Source organism: Lactococcus cremoris subsp. cremoris NBRC 100676, from assembly GCF_001591705.1.
GTDB classification, from domain to species: Bacteria; Bacillota; Bacilli; order Lactobacillales; family Streptococcaceae; genus Lactococcus; species Lactococcus cremoris.
The window spans coordinates 1-21,245 of the sequence record NZ_BCVK01000029.1; the positions used below are offsets into that span (position 1 = coordinate 1).

The following is a 21,245-nucleotide window of genomic DNA, read 5'->3' on the forward strand; positions in this document are numbered from 1 at the left end:
AGGTCTATCCATTTATAAATTGTTGCAGGGGCCACGTCGTATTCTTTAGACAGCTGGGTGACGGATTGACCAGAATGATAGAAGGCGATAAGGGTTTCTTTAAATTCTTTTGAGTAGCGTTTTTGCATGTTTTTGTCCTTTGTCTAAATTATACAATAGTGACTCTAAGATTTAAGGATAACATCATTTTGAGTCAATGTTCCAGTTTTATCTGAACAAATATAAGAAGTACTCCCCAAGGTTTCTACACTACTTAGCGTTTTAATCAGTCCTTTATTTTTTGACATTTTAACCGCCCCAATTGTTAAAACGATAGATAAAACAACTGGCAATGCATCCGGAATAGAAGCTACCGCTAATGCAATAGAGGTAGAGAAAACTGAGGTAATCGAATTGATTGAAAACTCTCCAGAACTTATGAGACCAAACACAAAGGTCAGGACCACAATTCCTGCTGATATTTTCATCAATGTTTTAGTCAATTTTTGAACTGTTTTTTGTAAAGGAGACTGTCTTACGCCTTCTTCTTTCATCAGTTGAGAGATTTTCCCTAGCTCGGTATTTTCTCCTGTTGCAACAACGATTCCAGTACCTTGTCCACTTGAAACAACCGAACCAGAAAAGCCCATATTCCTTTGATCACCTATTTCAACTTTCTCAGAAATTATCTCTGATGTTTTAATTACTGCATCAGCTTCCCCGGTCAAATGTGATTCAATTAATTGGAGTTCATCGAGTTGAAGCCATCTTACATCTGCCTCTACAAAGTCACCAACTGTTACTTTTACTATATCACCAACTACTAACTCATTTGAGGCGATTTTTTCTAAGTTCCCATTTCTAAGTACAGAAACAAAACGATTATTCATTTCTTTTAATGAATTTAAATTTTTACGGGCGCTAATTTCCTGCCAAAATCCTAAAAATGCATTTATAATAATCAAAATCGCAATGGCAATTGCTTCATATAATGATTCCAAACCATGTTTTCTATCACCAACGATTTGAAATGAATAAAATGAACTAAAAAATGATAAAGCGACTGCTCCCATCAAAACAATAATTATTGGTTCCTTAAAACTTTTCAAAAAGACTTTTAGATAGCTATCTTCTTTTTCTTCTGGAAGTTTATTTTCACCATATCTTTCACGATTGGCAATAACTTGAGTTTCCGATAAACCTTGGCTTATCTTGACATTATAGTTATTCAATATGTTTTCTTTGGATTACTGATAAAATTTCATAACATCCCTTTCTATTAAAAACGACAAAAAAAGACGCAAACTTCAAAACAATCTCCTCACCCTTGGAGATAATGTCTTGAAGCTTGCGCCCAACCTAGTCGTTTATTTTATTAACTTAATTCTAACATGATTTTCACAATAAGTCAATCTATTTTATTATTTTTTGATTCTTAAATAATTTCTTTTACCCACTCTTTATGGCTAAGAATTACGTTCTAGTATACAGTCGAAGGACTTAAATGGTAAAATATAATCAGAGTAAATAGATTAAAGTATCTATTGTATAAATTTAATTTATTCACTATATTAAAACTAGGAAGAATATCATGACTAAAAATTACTTGGAAATTCCCGATGAACTTTTTAATAAATTAAGTGATTATGCACAAAATGACCAATTATCAATACGCTTGGAAAATCAGCGTATATTATTAGAAAATCCAGATGCCTCCCATCCTAATAAACAGACGCTAGCATTACATTATTTTATCGTCCCTAGTCTTTTATCCGGCATAGTTACCATGGTTATTTTTTTATTTGCTAAACATCCTCAAATTGCATTTACTGGAAGTCGACACCTGTCAGTAGCAAGTTTAAGTATAATCCTCTCGACATTATTAGGTTTTTTTGGTTTCTTATGGATTTACTTAAAGAAAAGCTGTGATTTATCAAAATCTAAATTTAAAATCCTTAGAGAAAGCTTAACATTATCAGTAGCCTACACCAGTATTGCATTTGCCGTTCAGATTATTTTCTGGTATATTATCGGTAAAACTTTTAGCGGAGTGACTTTTGACCCTTTCACAGCTGGATTGCTTGTTTTAGTATTTGTCGGGATAGTCCTTTATTTTCTTATTTCAGCAGCTGTTTCTGTCACTTTATCAAATCTTATTTTGCTACTTTTTACTACCTTTATCGGAGGTATTCTTGTTTCAATGGCCACTAATAATCAAAAAGATTGGTGGCAACATAATTTTAGCTTTTTAGGGACTGGAGAAGCCACACAACGTTGGCAGTTCAATATTACTTTAATTTTCTCTGCTCTTATTCTTCTTACTATCACAGATTTTCTCTTTGCGGAATTTTCTAAAAGCAAGCTCTACAATTATAAATTTAAAATAATTCGTATTTTTTATATTATTATCTCAATCTTGATTGCTTTCGTAGGGATATTTCCTGCACAGTCTTGGACAATGCCTATTCATAACAATTCCGCTTTTGGTTTAGTAGGAGTTGTACTTCTCATGATTATCTTTTTAAAATGGTTAGTTCCTTCTATTTCTAAAGAGTTTCTTACCTTATCATGGACCGCGTTGATCGCTCTAATTGTGTCTGCCTTCGCTTTTATGAGCATTCATTATCTCTCATTAACAGTCTTTGAAATCATTGCTTTTGCAATATCGTTCACCTGGCTCGTTATGTTTATCAACTCGCTCAGAGGAGTTGTTCAAGAAGAAAGTGAATGGAAAGTAAGACTTTTTCAAAAATGATAAACTCTGAGTTTTTAGGGTACAAATCAAAAGGTTGAATTTTCTGAATATTGTGTTATAATCTTTTTACAAATATAATTTTGCTGGAGGTTCATCATGGAATTTAAAAGCTTACTGCTCCTTTCACTTGCTGCGGTTTCCGCAGTTGATCCATACTTGCCCACAATTTTTATTTCAGCAACGACTCTTGATGATTTTGAACTTGATGAGTCTGCGGTTGCTTCTAACTAGACTCTCCAATATTCATTTTTATTATTGACATACTTCTAACTTTGGCTACTCAAAACTCCTGGTAATCTCTACCAGTAGTTTTTTATTTATCATTATTTAACAAAAAAAGACGCAAACGCGTCTATAAAAATTCCAAAAATGAATATTTTATTAAATTGCTGAACGCAATCGAGCTCCACCATTTTCTAAAACACGAACGGTACGAGGTAAAAATGCACGAATTTCTTCTTCGTTATAACCTACATGAAGACGTTTTTCGTCCATGATTATTGGACGACGCATAATTTGTGGATTTTCAGAAATGATTTTAATTGCTTGTGAAAGTGAAATGTCTTCAAAATCAACACCTAAAGTTTTCACAAAACGGTTTCTGCTTGAAATCAATCCTTCAACACCATCATCGCATTTTTGTAAAATTTGGCTAATCTCTGTGGTTGATAAAGGATCCGCGATGAGATTTCTTTCGTTAAATGGGATATGGTGATATGAAAGCCATGTCTTAGCTTTCTTACAGCTTGTACAAGAGGGTGCTGTATAGATTGTGATCATCGTCTCTCCTTCGTGTATATTTATTTATCTAATAGTATTAAACATCAATGATTGTACAATTATACCATATTTATAGACTTAAAAAAAGACCTTTTCAAAGTTTTTTCACAAATTTTTTCAAACAGCAAAAGTAAAAAAAGTCACCTAAAATAGTGGATTTTTTATCATCTTAAATATTATAATGTTGCTTTTTCAACATTGAAGGATAAACATTTTTTGCCTTCTGTAACTCTCGTTTTTTGGCTTCAATATCATCTGTAATTTCAACAGAAAAGTTTTCAAAGATTGTTCGTGATTCTTTGAAAATATATCCGCCATTTTTCAAATCTTGTTCATCGTCAAATACTGCTAAATGATGTGACAATTTTTTGAAAAAAGTATTCAAAAAATAAGTTGGAATGTATAAATTATACATTGAGGTATAGTGCTTCAAAAAATTATAATCATAAAAAGGGACTTTTACATCACTCTGAGGATTAATCAATTCCTTATCATTACCAGTAATTGGACGATTAAGAATCTCGATCACTTTTTGATTAAGTGTGTTTCGGACTTCAATTTCACGCAGTAATTTTTCAATAGTTAATCGCTTCTTATAACGATTTTCGTCATAAATTTTATAAATGTAGATGCCTGCAATCATCAACCATGCGCCGATAATCAGGCCAAAAATCATCGCAATAATAAGTTCTGTATTCATGCCATAATTATAACAAATTTGAAAGCGTTAAGAAAGTTTAAACTCTTTTTTTAATAATTTTAGTAAAAGTTGCTAAAAAAAACAATTTTCTTTGACCTTTTTTGACCAATGAGTTATAATATAGAAAAATAAACATTTGAACTTAATTTATTCCTAAATTGAGTCCATATCTTATTTATAAAGGAGATTCATTCTATGGGTTATTTAGTACCTACCGTTATTGAACAATCAAGCCGTGGTGAACGTGCTTATGATATTTATTCACGACTTTTAAAAGACCGTATTATCATGCTGACAGGACCTGTTGAAGATGGTATGGCAAATTCTATCATTGCCCAACTTCTTTTCTTGGATGCACAAGATAATACTAAAGACATTTATCTCTATGTAAACACCCCTGGTGGTTCTGTATCAGCTGGGCTCGCTATCGTGGATACAATGAACTTTATCAAATCGGATGTCCAAACTATCGTTATGGGAATGGCTGCTTCTATGGGAACAATCATCGCCTCAAGCGGTACTAAGGGTAAACGATTCATGTTACCAAATGCTGAATACCTCATTCACCAACCAATGGGTGGTGCAGGTCAAGGTACTCAACAAACTGATATGGCAATCGTCGCCGAACAACTTTTGAAAACACGTAAACGTTTGGAACAAATCCTTGCTGATAATTCTAATCGCTCACTTGAACAAATTCACAAAGATGCTGAACGTGACCATTGGATGGATGCCAAAGAAACTTTAGAATATGGTTTCATTGATGAAATTATGGAAAATAATTCATTAAAATAATAAGCAATAAAGTCCTAGTAAAGCTAGGGCTTTTTTTATTTAATCATTCTCAATATAAGCTATAAGAAGATCTCCAAAAGAAGATGTTGAAAGATTCCCACCTAAATCAGAAGTGTATTTTTTTAGTTTAAAAGTAGAAACTAAAGCTCTTCTAATAATATTTGCCACATCTTGCCATCCAATATATTCAAACATCATGACTCCTGATAATAAAAGGCTAGAGGGATTGGCAAGATTCAAACCAGCGATATCCGGAGCTGTTCCATGAGTTGCTTCAAAAATAGCATGGCCACTTTCATAGTTAATATTTGCTCCAGGTGCGATTCCAATACCTCCAACTTGGGCAGCAAGGGCATCAGAAATATAATCCCCATTTAAATTAAGAGTGGCAACAACCTCAAAATTATCAGGATTAAGGATAATCTGTTGAAGAAAATTATCAGCAATCACATCATCAACATAAATTTTACCTGATTTTAGTGCAATATTTTTCTCTTTTTCAGCCTGTTCAGTGCCTTTTTCTTCTTTTATCTTATCGTGTTCTAGTTTTGTAAAAGTTGGATAATTTTTAGCTACCTCATAGCCCCATTTTCTAAATCCTCCTTCTGTAAATTTCATGATATTTCCCTTATGAACAAATGTCACGCGCTTCTTATTCATCTTTATAGCATAATCAAAGGCTGCGCTAACCAGACGTTTGCTTCCATCAGGGCTAACGGGTTTGATTCCAATCGCAGAAGTTTCTGCAAAGCGAATCGAATGGACAGACAGCTCTCTTTCCAAAAAATTTATTAACTTTTTAGATTCTTTTGACGAAGAAGAAAATTCAATTCCTGCATAAATATCCTCTGTATTTTCCCTAAAAATTGTCATATTGACTTTCTCTGGTGCTCTTACAGGAGATTTTATCCCTGTAAAGTATTCTACAGGTCTTACGCAAGCATACAAATCTAGCTTTTGTCTCAAAGTGACATTAATAGAACGAAAACTCTCACCAACTGGAGTCATTAACGGTCCCTTAATTGCGATCATATTTTCTTTAATCTGCTCAAGTGTTTCATCAGGAAGATATTCACCCCTACTTGCGAAAGCTTCTCCGCCTGCCAATAATTTTTGCCAATCTATTTTCTTTTTTTCGCCAAAGATTTTTAGAACAGCAGCATCAAAAACACGCTTTGCTTGTGGAAAAATGTCCTCACCAACACCATCTCCTCTTATGTAACCAATTGTTGGATAATCTGGTACAATTAATTTCCCGTTCTTCATTTCAATTTTCATAATAATTTTCACCTAATTTTTATTTTTTACGAATCACATAAGGCATGATTCCATCATTAGTGTAGTAATCCAAATCTACCTGTGAATCAAAGCGTAAGAGAACCTGAAACTTCTTCTCATCAGCCTGAACTGTGATTTTCTCATGAATTTTAGGATGAACTGGTAAATCGATAGAAAAAACTTCATCTCCAGTCAATCCAAGACTTTTCGCATTTTGATCATCTAAAAACTGTAAAGGAAGAATCCCCATCATGACAAGATTACTCCGGTGAATACGTTCAAAACTTTCAGCAATTACGGCCTTAACTCCAAGTAATTTTGTTCCCTTAGCTGCCCAGTCCCGACTTGAACCCATTCCGTAATCTTTTCCAGCAAGAACAATCAAGCCTACTCCTTTTTCTTTATATTTTTGTGCTACCTCATATATGGGTAAAATTTCATCATCAAATTTAGAATATCCGCCTTCAAGTGGTGCAATAAGTTGATTTTTGATACGAATATTTGCAAAAGTTCCTCGAGTCATCACTTTGTCGTTCCCTCGTCTTGAACCAAAACTATTAAAGTCTTTATAAGTTATTCCTGAATTTCTTAAATAATCGCCAGCAGGTGACTTCAACGGAATATTACCCGCAGGACTAATATGATCAGTTGTGATAGAATCTCCAAATTTTGCTAAAACCTGCAAACTTGAAAGGATATTTTTATTAGTAGCTACTAATGTCATATCATCAAAATAAGGGGGATTAGAAATATAAGTAGAGTCAGTTTTCCAATTGTAGACTTGACTTTTTTTCGTTTGAATATCGTTCCAAATTGTATTTTCATCAAAAATTTTTGCATAAGTTTTGGCATACAAATCTTTAGTCACATACTTTTGAACTAAATCGTCCACTTCATCAGAAGGAGGTAAAATGTCTTTCAGATATACTTTTTCACCTTTAAGATTCGTACCTAATGGATTTTTAGTTAGATTTTTTCTAACGGAACCAGCTAGTGCATAAGCAACTACTAAAGGGGGGCTTGCAAGATAATTTGCTTTTACCAATGGATGAATTCTTCCTTCAAAATTTCTATTTCCACTTAAAACACTGGTTGCAACTAGTTCCTTGTCAGTAATTTCTTTTTCTATTTCTCTTAAAAGTGGTCCTGAATTACCAATACATGTTGTACAACCATATCCAATTACATTAAACCCTAAAGTTTCAAGATAAGGAAGAAGACCTGCCTTGTCTAGGTAAGAGCTAACGACCTTTGAACCTGGAGCTAATGATGTTTTGACCCAGCTAGGAACTTCAAGACCTTGTTCTACTGCATTTTTTGCGAGTAATCCTGCCATCATCATTACATGGGGATTACTCGTATTGGTACAGCTCGTAATAGCTGCAATAGCAATTTTCCCATCTTCTTCTTTCAATTTTTTTGTTGTTCAACGAACTTTTCAAAATTATGAGATAAATCTCCTAATTCCAGCATATCTTGCGGGCGTGAAGGTCCTGATAGTCGTGTTTCTACTTTTTCTAAATTAATATCAATGACTTTGCTATAGTGTGGTTGGTAACTATCATCATAAAATAGTTTATTTGCCTTTGCATATGCATCTACTCGCGCAACTATTTCCTCAGAACGATTTGTCGCCCGAAGATACTTCAATGTTTCATTATCAATAGGAAAATATCCACAGGTGGCACCATACTCAGGAGCCATATTTGCAATTGTTGCTCGATCGGCTAAACTTAAATTTTTTAATCCTTCCCCAAAAAATTCAACGAATTTCCCTACCACTTTTTCATCTCGTAAAATTTTCGTGACTGTTAAAGCTAAATCTGTCGCGGTTGCAAATACTCCAAGTTTTCCTATTAGTCTTACTCCTACTACTTCTGGAACAGTTAATGAGCTAGGCTCCCCTAACATTACAGCCTCAGCTTCAATCCCTCCGACTCCCCAACCCAGAACGCCTAAAGCATTAATCATTGTTGTATGACTATCTGTACCAAAAACACTATCTGGATATAAAAGCCCATCTTTTTCGCTAATTACTTCGCTTAAATATTCAATATTAACTTGATGAATGATTCCTGTTGCTGGAGGAACCACTCTAAAATTATCAAAAGATTGCTCTGCCCATTTTAAAAATTCGTAGCGTTCACGATTACGTTCAAACTCTTTTTTTGAATTTAATAAGAAGGCTTGTTCATTTCCTTGAAAATCTACTTGAACAGAATGGTCAATAACTAAATCTACTGGAATTTCTGGGTTAATTAACTCAGGATTTTTTCCTAATTTAAGCATCGCATCACGCATTGCTGCCAAATCAACAATGGCTGGAACTCCTGTAAAATCTTGAAGGACCACACGACTTGGTAAAAAAACGGTTTCTTGACCGACTTCTCTTTTTAAATAATCTTTAATGGCTTGAATATAAGCTTGATCAATATTTTTATCATTTTTCTGCCTAATCAAACTCTCCAAAAGAACTCTTAAACTATATGGAAAGTCTTCAATTCTCTCAGTCTCACTAATATCAAAATAGTGAGACTCTTTATCATTAATTTTTAAAGTTTTCATCTTTCCTCCAATCTTGTATAAGCTTTAGACTCTAAAATACTCTCATAAGCAGGCCTTATGATTTTATTCATATTAATTAATTCTTCCATTCTATGAGCCAACCAACCTACAATTCTAGCGATGGCAAATAAGGGGGTAAATAATTCTTTTGGAATTTCCAGTATTTTATAGACAAATCCTGAATAAAAGTCAACATTTGGACAAATTGTTTTATAAATATTTCTATTTTCGGATATCACTTTAGGAGCAAGGAAAGCAACTTTTTCATAAAGTTTAAATTCTTCTTCTAATCCTTTTTCTTTTGCTAGACTTTCAACATAGGATTTAAAAACCTCAAAACGTGGATCACTCACACTATAGATCGCATGGCCAATGCCATAAATCAATCCTTGCTTATCAAAAACTTCTTTATTTAATATTTGATGAAGATATTTTTTTATTTCTTCATCATTATTGTAATCAGAGATATTTTCTTTAATATTTTCTAGCATTTTTGCCGCTTTGATGTTTGCTCCACCATGTTTTGGTCCTTTTAAACTCGAAAGAGCAGCAGCTATCGTAGCATAAGTATCTGTTCCACTGGAAGTAACCACATGAGTCGTAAATTTCTAATTATTCCCTCCGCCATGTTCCATGTGTAGAATTAGAGCAATGTCTAATACTTTTGCTTCCATATCTGAATAATGACAATCTGGTCGTAGCATACGCAAAATATTTTCGGCCGTTGTCAATTCAGGGTCTGGGAAATGAATATAAAGACTTTCTTTCTTAAAATAATGAATATAAGCTTGATAACTATAAATCGCAAGAAGAGGAAAATCTGCAATGAGTGCTAGCGACTGCTCTAAGACATTCTCAATTGAAATATCCGAAGCTTTTTTATCGTAACTAGCAAGTGCAAGTAGGCAGCGACTCATAGAATTCATTACATCACTTGAAGGATTGGTCAGTATTGTTTCGCGAACAAAAAACTCGGGTAAAGTTCTTTTGCTAGCTAACAGAATTTGAAATTCTTGAAGTTCCTTTGCCGAAGGTAACTCTCCAAATAATAAAAGGTAGGTCATCTCTTCAAAGCCAAAACGATTTTTACTTCTCAAGTCACTAACGATATCTTTAATATTATAGGCTCGATATTCTAAGACACCAGGAATTTGATTCCTTTCCTTATCGAAAGAATGGATCGCAGATATATTAGTTAATCCCGCTAAAACACCTTTCCCATTAATATCTCTTAAACCTTTTTTAACGTTGTACTTTTTGTAAAATTCACTAGGAATTTGTGAATTTTTAATCATTTTTTCTTCTTTATTCATTAAATTCATAAATACCTCCATCTATTTCATTATTATACACTTTTTATTCCGAAAATTATTATTTTCTGAAAATTAAAATTACTTTTTTTTAGAAAATAAAAAACCCTACCATAATGGTAGGGTTAATTTAAAGTTAGTCAATTTCAATCAATAAGTCTTGTGTTTGAATGGCTTCACCTTTGACAACATGAAGGGCAATAACTTCTCCATCGAATGGTGACTCAATGGTCGTTTCCATCTTCATGGCTTCAGTAACCATCAAAGCTTGTCCTTTTTTAACTTTATCTCCAGCTTTAACTAGGATTTCAAGAACAGAACCGGGCATAGTTGCTCCAATTTGGTTTGGATTACCTGTTTCGGCCTTACGTTTAGCTACAATCTGAGTTTGAACGGATTGGTCATTAATCACAACTTCACGACGCTGACCGTTCAAGTTAAAGAAGAGCACACGATTTCCAGCGAGGTCAGGTTCTCCTATTTCATCTAAACGAATGCTGAGCGTTTTACCTTTTTCAATTTGGACTTCAATTTTTTCGTTGAGACGCATTCCGTGTAAGAAAGTTGGCGTATCAAGTAGTGTGACAGCTCCAAATTCTCTTTGCATTTTTTGATAATCAAGGAAAACTTGTGGATACATAATATAAGAGATAACTTCATGATCACCTGGTTCATAACCAATTTTTTGTTCCAAGTCAGCTTTTACAGTTGCAAAATCAACTTTTTCGGCATGTAATCCTGGACGATCCGTAATGACCGATTTGTCTTTTACAATAATTTTTTGTAATTCTTCTGGAAAGCCGCCAACAGGCTGACCTAAATCACCACGGAAGAATGAAACTACTGATTCAGGGAAGTTGAGCTCATTTCCTCGCGCATAGACATCTTCTTCTGTCAATTCGTTTTGAATCATAAAGAGTGCCATATCACCAACTACTTTTGATGAAGGAGTTACTTTAATGATATCGCCAAACATCATGTTTACTTTACGATACATTTGTTTGATTTCATCAAAACGATGTCCAAGTCCAACAGCTGCTGCTTGAGATTTCAAGTTAGTATACTGTCCGCCAGGCATCTCATGCATGTAAACTTCCGTTTGTGGGCTCGTAATTCCTGCCTCAAAAGGTGCATAATATTTACGCACATCTTCCCAATAGTGGTCAATTTGCTCTGCATTTTTCACATTAATTGAAGCATGACGGGGACCATGTTCAAGGGCATAATAAATTGATTGCATTGAAGGTTGAGAAGTTCCACCAGCAAGACTGGCCGTTGCCACATCAATAATATCTACTCCTGCTTGAGTTGCACCAGAATAGGTAATAATACCATTTCCTGAAGTATCATGTGTATGCAAGTGAATTGGTAAGTCAACTGTATCTTTTAATTCAGAAATCAAGCGATATGCCGCTTGAGGTTTCAACAAGCCCGCCATATCTTTAACGGCAAGTATATGAGCCCCAGTAGCTTCTAATTCTTTTGCCAAATCTTTGTAGTATTGGATATTATATTTTGGTCGACTTGGGTCAAGGATATCTCCTGTATAACAAATGGTTGCTTCGGAAATTTTTCCATTGTCACGCACTGCTTGGATTGATTTTTCCATTTGTGGTAACCAGTTGAGGCTATCAAAGATACGGAAGACATCGATTCCTTCATGTGCAGCTACGCGGATAAATTCTTCAATAACATTATCAGGATAGTTTTGATATCCAACTGCATTTGAACCACGGAAAAGCATTTGGAACATGGTATTTGGCATGAGTTTACGTAATTTACGTAGACGATACCATGGCGACTCATTCAAGAAACGATAAGCGACATCAAAGGTTGCCCCACCCCACATTTCAGCTGAGAAAAGTTCTGGAAGTCCTTGATCAATGGCTTGAGCAATTCCTTTCATATCTTGCAAACGCAAACGAGTGGCAAGAAGAGACTGGTGAGCATCACGTAAAGTTGTATCTGTCAATAATACTTCTTTTGTATTTTTCACATATTCAACTACCGCATCAGCCCCTTGTTCATCTAAGATATTTTTAGCTGTCTTTTTCTTTTCAATGTTAAGTAGAGGTTGACGAGGTTCTTCAAAATGGCGTTTTTCTGTATTTTCAATCCCTGGGAAACCATTGACTGTAATCATTGATAAGTAGTGCAAGGTCTTTGTTCCACGGTCACGTAAGCGTGGGAAATTGAAAAGACTTGGAGTATTGTCAATAAAGGTTGTTGTTGCTTGTCCGCTCGTAAAGTTTTCATTGGCAATAACATTAATCAAAAATGGAATATTAGTTTTCACCCCACGAATACGGAATTCATGAAGCACACGATCCATTTTACGTACACTATCGCTAAATTCATTAGCAAAGGTACAAACTTTTACTAAAAGCGAGTCAAAATAGGGAGTCACTTCATAACCAGCATAGGCATTTCCAACGTCCAAACGAATGCCGAAACCACCTGGTGAACGGTAGGTATCGATTTTACCTGTATCTGGTAAAAAGCCATTTTGCGGGTCTTCTGTAGTAATTCGACATTGAATGGCTGAGCCCAAAAGTGGTATTTCAGCTTGTGCTGGGAGACCAATTTCTGTATGTAAATCTTTGCCTTGAGCAATCAAAATTTGTGCTTGAACAATATCTACACCTGTAATGAGCTCTGTAATTGTGTGTTCAACTTGAACACGTGGGTTGACTTCGATAAAGTAGAACTTATCATCTTTGACTAAAAATTCAACCGTCCCAGCATTAACATAACCAACATTTTTACAAAGTTTAACTGCTGCTTCACAAATTTCATTACGGAACTCTGGCGAGAGTCCTACGGCTGGGGCAATTTCAATAACTTTTTGATTTCGACGTTGAACAGAACAATCACGTTCGTGGAGATGGACAATATTTCCATGACTATCCCCAAGAATTTGAACTTCAATATGCTTAGGATTTTCAATGTATTTTTCAACATAGATTTCTCCAGATCCAAAGGCACCGATAGCTTCTGATTTCGCACGAGCATATCCGTCGTGCATTTCAGCGTCATTACGCGCAACACGCATTCCACGACCGCCGCCGCCCAATGCTGCCTTAATCATGACTGGATATCCGTAAGTTTGAGCAAATTCAAGAGCTCCGTCAATATCTACTGCACCATTTGTTCCAGGAATTCCGGGAACTTGAGCTTCATCAGCCGCAGCTTTTGCTTTGATTTTATCACCAAATATATCCAAGTGATGAAGCTCGGGACCAACAAAAACTAAGCCTGCTGCCCGAACTTTTGTAGCAAATTCAAGATTTTCAGATAAGAGACCATAACCTGGATGAATGGCATCTGCTCCTGATTCAAGAGCAACACGAATAATATCATCAATATCCAAATAAGCATCAATTGGTTTTTTACCTTGACCGATAAGGTAAGATTCATCTGCTTTAAAGCGATGAACAGAATATTCATCTTCTCTTGCATAGACGGCTACTGTAGAAAGTCCGAGTTCATTACAGGCACGAAAGACACGAACGGCGATTTCTCCACGATTGGCGACGAGTAGTTTTTTCATTTTGACTCCTTAATGAGGCTTGTTTGGAAAGGTAATTATTAATTCCTTTCACTATTCCATATATTATAAAAATCTTTTATACACTTTTAAACGACTAACATTTGTCAATCGTTTTCATAATTTGGGACACTGCTACTATAGTGATTAGAAAGCTCAGAAACTTCTCGACGTTTCTCATCAGCTGAGATATTCAAGGCAAAAGCAATCCCAAGCGAGAGGACCAAGAAGGAGGAGCCTCCCTGTGATAAGAAGGGGAAAGTTACCCCTGTTTCTGGAATAATCCCAATCGCACCACCAACATTGACAAAAACTTGAATTAGCAATAATCCAGAAACACCAATCATAATCAGTGAATTAAAGACACTTTTGGCTTTGATTCCAACGATTAACATTCGGCTTATCAAGAAAAATAGAATTGCTAATATAATTATTCCACCAATAATTCCCAATTCTTCTACTACAATTGGAAAAATAAAGTCGGTTTGAGCTTCTGGTAAAAATCCATTTTTTTGAATCGAATTTCCTAGGCCACGTCCTGTCCAACCGCCATTTACAACAGCGTAGTAGGAATTAGCTAACTGGTGACCTGAATTGGCCAAATCAGTAAAGGGATTAACAAAGGCTTCAAATCGTTTATTGATATATGCAATTGGTAAAAAACTAGGAATAATATCCCCACCTACAATAAAAAGAAAACCTAGGAAAATGACCATCAGAGATAAAATTAATCTGGAATAGCCAGAATACCAACGCCAAGAAATCCCACTTGCACCGATCATTACCAATGCAACCGCACCAATAATCATAGTGTTCCCGAGGTCAGGCATGATAAGGTCGACTAGCAGTATTGCAACAACTGGTAATCTCCACCCCCCAAAAAGCTTTTGAGTTAGAGTTTTTCCTTTAAAAATTTCATTAATATCATTTTTTTCAATTTCTTCTTGCTTTGTTGAAAAAACTGACGCTAAATACCAAATAATGAAAACCTTGGCAAATTCTGCCGGCTGTACCGTCCCAATTCCTGGAATATGAATCCAGCCTCTGGCTCCATTAACGGGAGCTGTCAGTGCAAAACTCGAGGGCATTATTCTACAGAAAATTAATGACAGAATTAAAATAACCATAATTATTCCTATCATTTTTCTATTTTTGAGCGCTCTAAGTTTCAGACGGTAAATCACTGCAATCATAATAATACTCAATAGTACAAATGCCGTTTGGTTAATTACTAATTTATAAGGATTTAAGCCTTTTTGCAATTGGTCAGGAACCGTAGTTGAAAATACCATTACTATCCCAATTCCTGCAAGAATTAGGTATGGAATTAATATAGAGTAGTTTAAAAAATTATTCTTATTCAAATTCATTATCTTTTTTTCCTCATTCATATTATTATAGCATGAGTTGAATAATTTATAAAGATATTCAAAGCAACCATAAGTTAATGACCAGCAAGAGAAATTTTTATTATCATTTACTCTATTTTTTTGTATGAGGAAATTTATTAATTTACAGCTCTGTCAGTGACTCTGTTGGATAGTGTCACAAAATTATAATAAATATATTTACTGGTAATCTTTTTAGCTACTATTAAAAGGAATAAAAAGGAGAGATGTCTTTTTTTGCATAAAATACCTCTAATGAAATATTATTTAGTTTATTATATAATATTATCACAATTCTTAATGACTGTATATACTTAAAGCTTATTTTAAACAAAAAAAAGCAAGAAATATCTTGCTTTTTAGCCTTCTCGATGAAGTGTAACAATTCGTTCTTTCGGACAAAATTTCATAGTTTCCACTTTTTCTGGATGTGTGGCCTTATTTTTGCTGCTAATATAGTTTTTATTTCCACAAGAACTACAAATTAATGTAATTTTAACTCTCATTCCATAATACTCCGTTTCCGTAAATATTTTCGGAAGTTAATAAATGACCAGATGATATTGACAATGACAAATAGGCTTGTCCCGACAATGGCTGCTCGATAACTAATGTACCCAGCAATGGCTGAACCAACCAAGGGACCGGTGACCATTCCGAGATTTGAGCACATTTGTGCATAAGCAAAAATTCGACTAACTCCTTCTTTTGGCGTAATTTTTGAAAGTAGAGAATTTACTGATGGCATCAAAGCCCCCGTACCAAAGCCAAGAAGGAATCTTAAAATTCCAAGTTGTAATGGACTTTGCACAAAAGCCATTGGCAAGTAAATAATAAATGTGAAAACCAAACCAATCAAGATCAATCGATGTGACCCATATTTATCACCTAAACGACCCAAAAAACTTGAGGACATCATTGCTGATAAGCCCACTGCAGAGACAATTAGACCTGAAATAAACATCAGATTATTAGTGCTTGTTGTCAGCGTTTTAATATATAAAGTAACGAATGGTTCAATAGATTGTGAGGTGATTTGAATAATAAATGTTGTAACCAATAAACCAAAAAGAATTTGTTTATTACTTACTTTATTGATAATTTTCCTGCTAGACAACATTTCACCTTTTGCAATCGGCTCAAAGTTTTCATGAACAAAAAAGATAGTCAGTAAAGTTGCTAGTGCTAATAAAGCCCCTACAATCAAAAAGACATTTGCCATTCCAAACCACTCGGCTAATAATCCACCAAGTGATGGCCCAATCAATGTTCCAGAAACCATTGCAGTAGCTAAGGTTCCAAGTGCATAGCCTGATTTATCTTTTGGAGCTTGTGAGGCAATCATGGCAGTCGAGTTAGGAATATAGCCTGAGAAAAATCCCATCAGTAGGCGAAGGCCAAGTAACCACCAAACATTGGGAACAAATGCGATTCCTCCCATGGTCAAAGTCATGACGATACTAGCTCTTACCATCATCACTTTACGACCATGTTCATCAGCTAAACGTCCCCAAATCGGGGCAACAAGACCAGAAGCTAATGCTGGCAAAGAAAAAGCTAACCCTGAGTAAAGTTCAACATTCCCACCACTTACGCCCAATCCTTGTATGTACAAAGGCAAAAAGGGCATCACTAGTGAAAATGAAGAACCTACAAAAAAGCAGCCAATCCATGTTATAAATAAATTCCTTTTCCAATTAACTGTTTTCGTGTGATTCACCCCTATTTCTCTTTGATTATCCTAGCCAATTCTTGCTGGATTTGTTTCTTTAGTGCATCAATGGTTCCAGAATTATCTAAAATTATATCTGCATATTTTTTCTTTTCTGACAACGACATTTGTGAAGAAATTCGTTTTTTAGCTTCTTCTTCTGTAAAGCTATTTCTTTCCATTAATCTTTCAATTTGTAAATTTTCAGGTATCGCAACTAACCAAATTTCATCAAAACCTTCATAATGATATTCTAATAATAATGGAATATCCATAAATATGATTTGATTTACTGACGAATTTTTTGGTTGCGCTTCTGTATCAAAGCTGTTACTGACAGACTTTTCACTGAGCTCTTTTATCAGCTGGTCACGTCTAGCATATAATTCTTTACGAATAATCTCGTCTTGTAAATTCGACAATTTTTGACGTTGATTTGGGTCAGAAAAAACTAAAGCACTCAATTTTGCTCGGTTTAATTTCCCATTTTCGTCAGTAAAATCTGAACCGAAAGTTTCCATTATTACATTAAAAAGTTTCCCATCAGGTTCTTGCAACTGACGGACAACTTTGTCAGCATCAATTACTTGATAACCTTCAGAAATCAAAAAATCAACCACCGTTGATTTCCCACTCGCAATTCCGCCTGTTAATCCGATTACCTTTATCATTCATCTATTTTAGCACAAATTTTATTTTTCTTAAACTAAAAAAAATAGTTTTTAACTATTATTTTTAGTTTATAGAAAAAAAGTCTGTCAGTAGAACTGACAGACTTTATATTTTTTAATACTAAGAATTAGATATTTGAAGTGTGCATTACTTCTTCATCATCATTTGAAAGTACTTCATGGAAGACACGTTCAGTTAATTCTTGTTTTTGTTCAGGTGTGAGGTATTTAGTGTTAACACAGTAACCAGAGATACGAACAATAACATCTTCACCACGCATGATTTTATCGTAAACATCTTTAAGGTCCATAACGTTCAAGTTAACGTGTTGACCTGCAAATTCAGTACCGTTAATCAAAGCACCTGGTGTGAAGTATCCATCAAGAATTTGAACCAAGTTATCTACTTGTTCATCACGAGTTTTACCAAGTGCACGAGGAGAAACTTGAGTAGTTAATGAAATACCGTCATTTGCATCTTTGAATTCCAATTTGGCTAATGAACGAAGATTTTGCAACCATCCACCTTTAGCTTTGTTAGATGGGTTAGCACCTGGTGAGAAGAATTCAAGTTTAGATTTGTTGACTGTACCATCTTCATTGAGGAATACTCCTTTATGAACTGGAGAGTTACCAGTTTGTTTAGAGTAAGCAACGTTAGATGTGATTGTCAAAAGTGAAACAGTAGCTTCAGCATTTTTGTAAAGTTTGTGTGAAGCTAATTTTTCATGATACATTTTCATGACAAGTTTAGCGATATCATCAGCACGGTCATCATCTTCACCATAACGTGGGAAGTCACCTTCTACTTCATAATCGTAGATGTAGCCATTTTCATCACGCAAAGTTTTAACTTTAGCATATTTAATTGCTGAAAGTGAATCAACTGTATTTGCGAAACCACAGATACCAAATCCCATGTTAGCACGAACTTTAGTAGGCAAGAAGGCCATTTGAACTGCTTCATAATTATATTTGTCAGTCATGTAGTGAATGATATTCATTGCATCAACATAAGTATCAGTCAACCAGTTGAGTGATTTGTCGAAGTTTTCCATAACTGTATCATAGTCAAGAATTTCATCACGAACAGGTTCAATATCGAATACTTTATAATCTTTATGAACGTCATCGTAACCACCGTTCAAACCAGTCAACATTGCTTTCAAGACGTTTACACGCGCACCAAAGTATTGGAGATTATGACGTCCTTCTTCATTTTCTGGGTCAAGTGGTGAGACACAACAAGAGATACATGACATTTCGCCATATCCATCTTTAGCCATTGTTTCAACACCTTCATATTGGATTGATGAGTGTTTGTGACTCATGGACATTGAATAACGTTTGAATGAATATGGGAGTTTAGAGTCCCAAAGAACTGTCAAGTTTGGTTCTGGAGCATTTCCGATTGTATCAAGTGTGTTCAAGAAACGGTAGTCCATTTTAGTTACACGGTGACGTCCGTCATTACCCATACCAGCCATAGATGTTGTGATGAATGTTGGGTCACCAGAATAAAGTTCATCATAGGCAGCAGCACGAGCAAATTTCATTGTACGAAGTTTCAAAACGAAATCATCAACAAATTCTTGGATTTCTTGTTCAGTAAATGTTCCACGAGCAAGGTCACGTTCTGCAAAGATGTCAAGAACGATTGGCACACGTCCAAGTGAAGTTGCAGCACCATTGATAACACGACAAACTGCCATGTATGCAATATTAACCCATTGGATTGCTTCTTTTACGTTCATCGCTGGACGAGAAACGTCAAGACCATACAAAGCACCAAAGTTTACAACTTCTTGCAAAGCTTGGTATTGCATGTTAATTTCTTCTTTAAGACGAATGTTATCATCATTAATTTCAGTGATTGCATCCCATTCTTTTGCTTTTTCCTTCATAAGGTAGTCAGCTCCATAAAGAGCAAGACGTGCATATACCCCAATGATACGTCCACGAGAGTATGCATCAGGCAAACCTGTTACAGTGTGAGCGTGACGTGCTTTACGAATTGCTGAAGTATAAGCACGGAAGATTCCATCATTTACAGAAGTCATTGTTTGTGACAAAACATCATGCAAACCTGGGTCAACTGAAAGACCGTGTTCTGTCAAAATCTTTTCAGCAACACGAAGACCACCTCTTGGCATGAAGTTTAAGCGGAAAAGTTCACTATTTTGCATCCCATAGATGAGTTCAAGTTCTTTATCATTAGCATCAATATATCCAGCAGGAATTTTATCGATAGAGGTTACGCGGTCAGTATCAAAGGGAAATCCTACTTCTTCGTAGTGATTTTTTGTATCTTCAATAATTTTCTTTACTTTAAGTGTACGTTCTGTTGGCCCAGCAAGAAAGCTTTCATCACCATCATATGGTTTGTAGTTTTCTTGTACAAAGCGAGTAACGCTTGCTTTATCGCGCCAGTTGGTTCCTTTAAAACCATCCCAAGCTTGTTCAAAGATATTTTCCGTAACTTCGGTTTTCATTTTGAAATCTCCTTTGTTCTTTCTGTTTCAAATTACAACTTCATTATATCATACAGTTTGATAATAGCAAACAGAATTCAAGAGAAATTACAGATTCTTTACTAATACAGTTTCAATTATTTTAATATCTGTTATACTTTTTTAAAACGTTTTCATAATTAATTCACAAAATAACTTTGACAAACATTGCTAACTTCATGATTTATTATCACTAATTAATTTTTTCACAAAGATGAAAAAAATGGAGAAATTATCTCCATTCATAACATATCTTTTTTGTGTAGCCACCAAGTAACCCAAACACATAATAAAATTCCAAGCACCAAAATGAGCCAGACCATCCAATTAAAATTTTGACCAGGAATCGGAACATTCATTCCATAAAAGCCGACAATAACCGCCGGTATACCTAGAACAAATGTTGCTGAGGTCATAATTTTCATGACGATATTCAAATTATTAGAGACAATATTTGAGAACAAATCTCGGAGATTTTCTAGTAACTTGAGCTAAATCTTGGTTTCTGTATAAGCTTGGTCTGTTTCGACAAAAATATCATAGATTTTTTCGGCAAAACCATCTTCATCATCTTCTCGTAAGTAATCAATAAAATTCTGGAGAACTTGCATATTATTGTGCAGCGCATCTTCAAAATAAATCAAACTTGCTTGAATGGCAATTAAGTCAACAATTTGGTCATTTTTTGTTGAATTTTTGATACCAACTTCAAGCCGGCGGCGCCTTGTTCTAAAGTCTCTCAAATAATCATGAAAAGTATGAGTCATTTGGTACATCACTTGAAAAATTAGTTGGTGTTTATAGCGTTTATAATCATATTCTCGTTCAAAAATGAGACCATTATCAATTTCATGGTTAAGGGCCAAAATAACCGATTCATTCTTAGTCCAAACCAAAGAATATGGAAAAGTAGCCACTTCTCCATATTTGGACAAGGCGGGATATTGCAAAAGAATCAGATTGTTGTCATTATCATCTGTTTCAAAACGGGCATTTTCATAGTCATCTAAAATTCCAGATAGATAGTCAAAAGGAAAATCATAGTGTTCTGAGATATTCCCAATTTCTTCACGTGTTGGATTGAGGACATAAGTGAAATTCTTCATCTCAGAAGTTGAGATCAATTTTTTTTCATTGGATAGTTCATAATTTTTTATCATATCAGCCTATCTATCCCTTCTTTTCCTAATAAAAAAGGATTTAAATCCTCTTCTTCTCCTTCTAATTGTAGCAGATTTTCCTATTTTTTTCTCATT

13 protein-coding genes, 4 pseudogenes and 1 other annotated feature are annotated in these 21,245 nt (G+C 34.9%); of the genes and pseudogenes, 3 read left to right on the forward strand and 14 right to left on the reverse strand.

Translation table 11 applies throughout. The features are described from left to right. Positions 1-128: IS3 family transposase (locus tag LLA01S_RS06485; protein ID WP_021212625.1), on the reverse strand; the 128-nt coding region annotated here is incomplete at its 3' end. A gap of 51 nt (positions 129-179) precedes the next feature. Then, positions 180-1,214, reverse strand: a pseudogene (locus LLA01S_RS06490) (HAD-IC family P-type ATPase); the annotation flags it as partial. 80 nt (positions 1,215-1,294) lie between these two features. Then, positions 1,295-1,339: a sequence feature (sodium ion sensor (DUF1646 type); this cis-regulatory element may regulate processes involved in with the transportation of sodium ions), on the reverse strand. Between the two features lie 231 nt (positions 1,340-1,570). Here LLA01S_RS06490 and LLA01S_RS06495 point away from each other — a divergent pair. Beyond that, positions 1,571-2,734, forward strand: a complete 1,164-nt coding sequence (locus tag LLA01S_RS06495) for an ABC transporter permease (RefSeq protein WP_061778015.1) — start codon at positions 1,571-1,573, stop codon at positions 2,732-2,734. 96 nt (positions 2,735-2,830) lie between these two features. Further along, entirely contained in the window at positions 2,831-2,965 is a 135-nt protein-coding gene (locus tag LLA01S_RS13175; protein WP_014572996.1) for a hypothetical protein, read from the forward strand. Positions 2,966-3,115: 150 nt separating this feature from the next. Here the strand turns inward: LLA01S_RS13175 and spx are convergent, their stop codons facing one another. Both spx and LLA01S_RS06505 read right to left on the reverse strand, forming a co-directional pair. Further along, the gene (gene spx / locus LLA01S_RS06500) at positions 3,116-3,514 is read right to left on the reverse strand and encodes a transcriptional regulator Spx (protein WP_003129597.1); all 399 of its coding nucleotides are present in this window, start codon (positions 3,512-3,514) and stop codon (positions 3,116-3,118) included. A 169-nt stretch (positions 3,515-3,683) separates the two neighbouring features. Beyond that, positions 3,684-4,214, reverse strand: coding sequence for a hypothetical protein (locus LLA01S_RS06505; protein WP_061778016.1), 531 nt, complete (start codon positions 4,212-4,214; stop codon positions 3,684-3,686). Positions 4,215-4,409: 195 nt separating this feature from the next. Between LLA01S_RS06505 and LLA01S_RS06510 the strand changes: the two genes are divergently transcribed. Next, the gene (locus tag LLA01S_RS06510; RefSeq protein ID WP_011834647.1) at positions 4,410-5,009 is read left to right on the forward strand and encodes an ATP-dependent Clp protease proteolytic subunit; all 600 of its coding nucleotides are present in this window, start codon (positions 4,410-4,412) and stop codon (positions 5,007-5,009) included. Positions 5,010-5,048: 39 nt separating this feature from the next. Here the strand turns inward: LLA01S_RS06510 and icd are convergent, their stop codons facing one another. The 10 genes and pseudogenes from icd to LLA01S_RS06560 all read right to left on the reverse strand — a co-directional run bounded on the left by icd (position 5,049) and on the right by LLA01S_RS06560 (position 21,149). Further along, complete coding sequence (gene icd, locus LLA01S_RS06515) at positions 5,049-6,287, reverse strand: NADP-dependent isocitrate dehydrogenase (protein WP_032951436.1); 1,239 nt, start codon at positions 6,285-6,287, stop codon at positions 5,049-5,051. A 19-nt stretch (positions 6,288-6,306) separates the two neighbouring features. Beyond that, positions 6,307-8,852 (reverse strand): annotated as a pseudogene (gene acnA / locus LLA01S_RS06520) (aconitate hydratase AcnA). Continuing rightward, positions 8,849-10,174, reverse strand: a pseudogene (locus LLA01S_RS06525) (citrate/2-methylcitrate synthase). The pseudogenes acnA and LLA01S_RS06525 overlap by 4 nt, the downstream one beginning before the upstream one ends. Before the next feature lie 124 nt (positions 10,175-10,298). Further along, positions 10,299-13,712 carry a pyruvate carboxylase gene (locus LLA01S_RS06530; RefSeq protein ID WP_021166367.1) on the reverse strand — a complete coding sequence of 1,138 codons (3,414 nt, stop codon included), beginning with the start codon at positions 13,710-13,712 and terminating at the stop codon, positions 10,299-10,301. 104 nt (positions 13,713-13,816) lie between these two features. Beyond that, the gene (locus LLA01S_RS06535; RefSeq protein WP_011675634.1) at positions 13,817-15,079 is read right to left on the reverse strand and encodes an FtsW/RodA/SpoVE family cell cycle protein; all 1,263 of its coding nucleotides are present in this window, start codon (positions 15,077-15,079) and stop codon (positions 13,817-13,819) included. 377 nt (positions 15,080-15,456) lie between these two features. Continuing rightward, positions 15,457-15,603, reverse strand: a complete 147-nt coding sequence (gene rpmG, locus LLA01S_RS06540) for a 50S ribosomal protein L33 (RefSeq protein ID WP_003129585.1) — start codon at positions 15,601-15,603, stop codon at positions 15,457-15,459. Beyond that, positions 15,600-16,817 carry a multidrug efflux MFS transporter gene (locus LLA01S_RS06545; RefSeq protein ID WP_061778017.1) on the reverse strand — a complete coding sequence of 406 codons (1,218 nt, stop codon included), beginning with the start codon at positions 16,815-16,817 and terminating at the stop codon, positions 15,600-15,602. Before LLA01S_RS06545 ends, rpmG begins: the two co-directional genes overlap by 4 nt. 2 nt (positions 16,818-16,819) lie before the next feature. Beyond that, positions 16,820-17,479: a dephospho-CoA kinase gene (gene coaE, locus LLA01S_RS06550; protein ID WP_011675632.1), complete on the reverse strand. Its 660-nt coding sequence runs from the start codon at positions 17,477-17,479 to the stop codon at positions 16,820-16,822. Positions 17,480-17,607: 128 nt separating this feature from the next. Continuing rightward, positions 17,608-19,971, reverse strand: coding sequence for a formate C-acetyltransferase (gene pflB, locus LLA01S_RS06555; protein WP_021036847.1), 2,364 nt, complete (start codon positions 19,969-19,971; stop codon positions 17,608-17,610). A gap of 260 nt (positions 19,972-20,231) precedes the next feature. After that, positions 20,232-21,149, reverse strand: a pseudogene (locus tag LLA01S_RS06560) (magnesium transporter CorA family protein). Between the last annotated feature and the right edge of the window lie 96 nt (positions 21,150-21,245).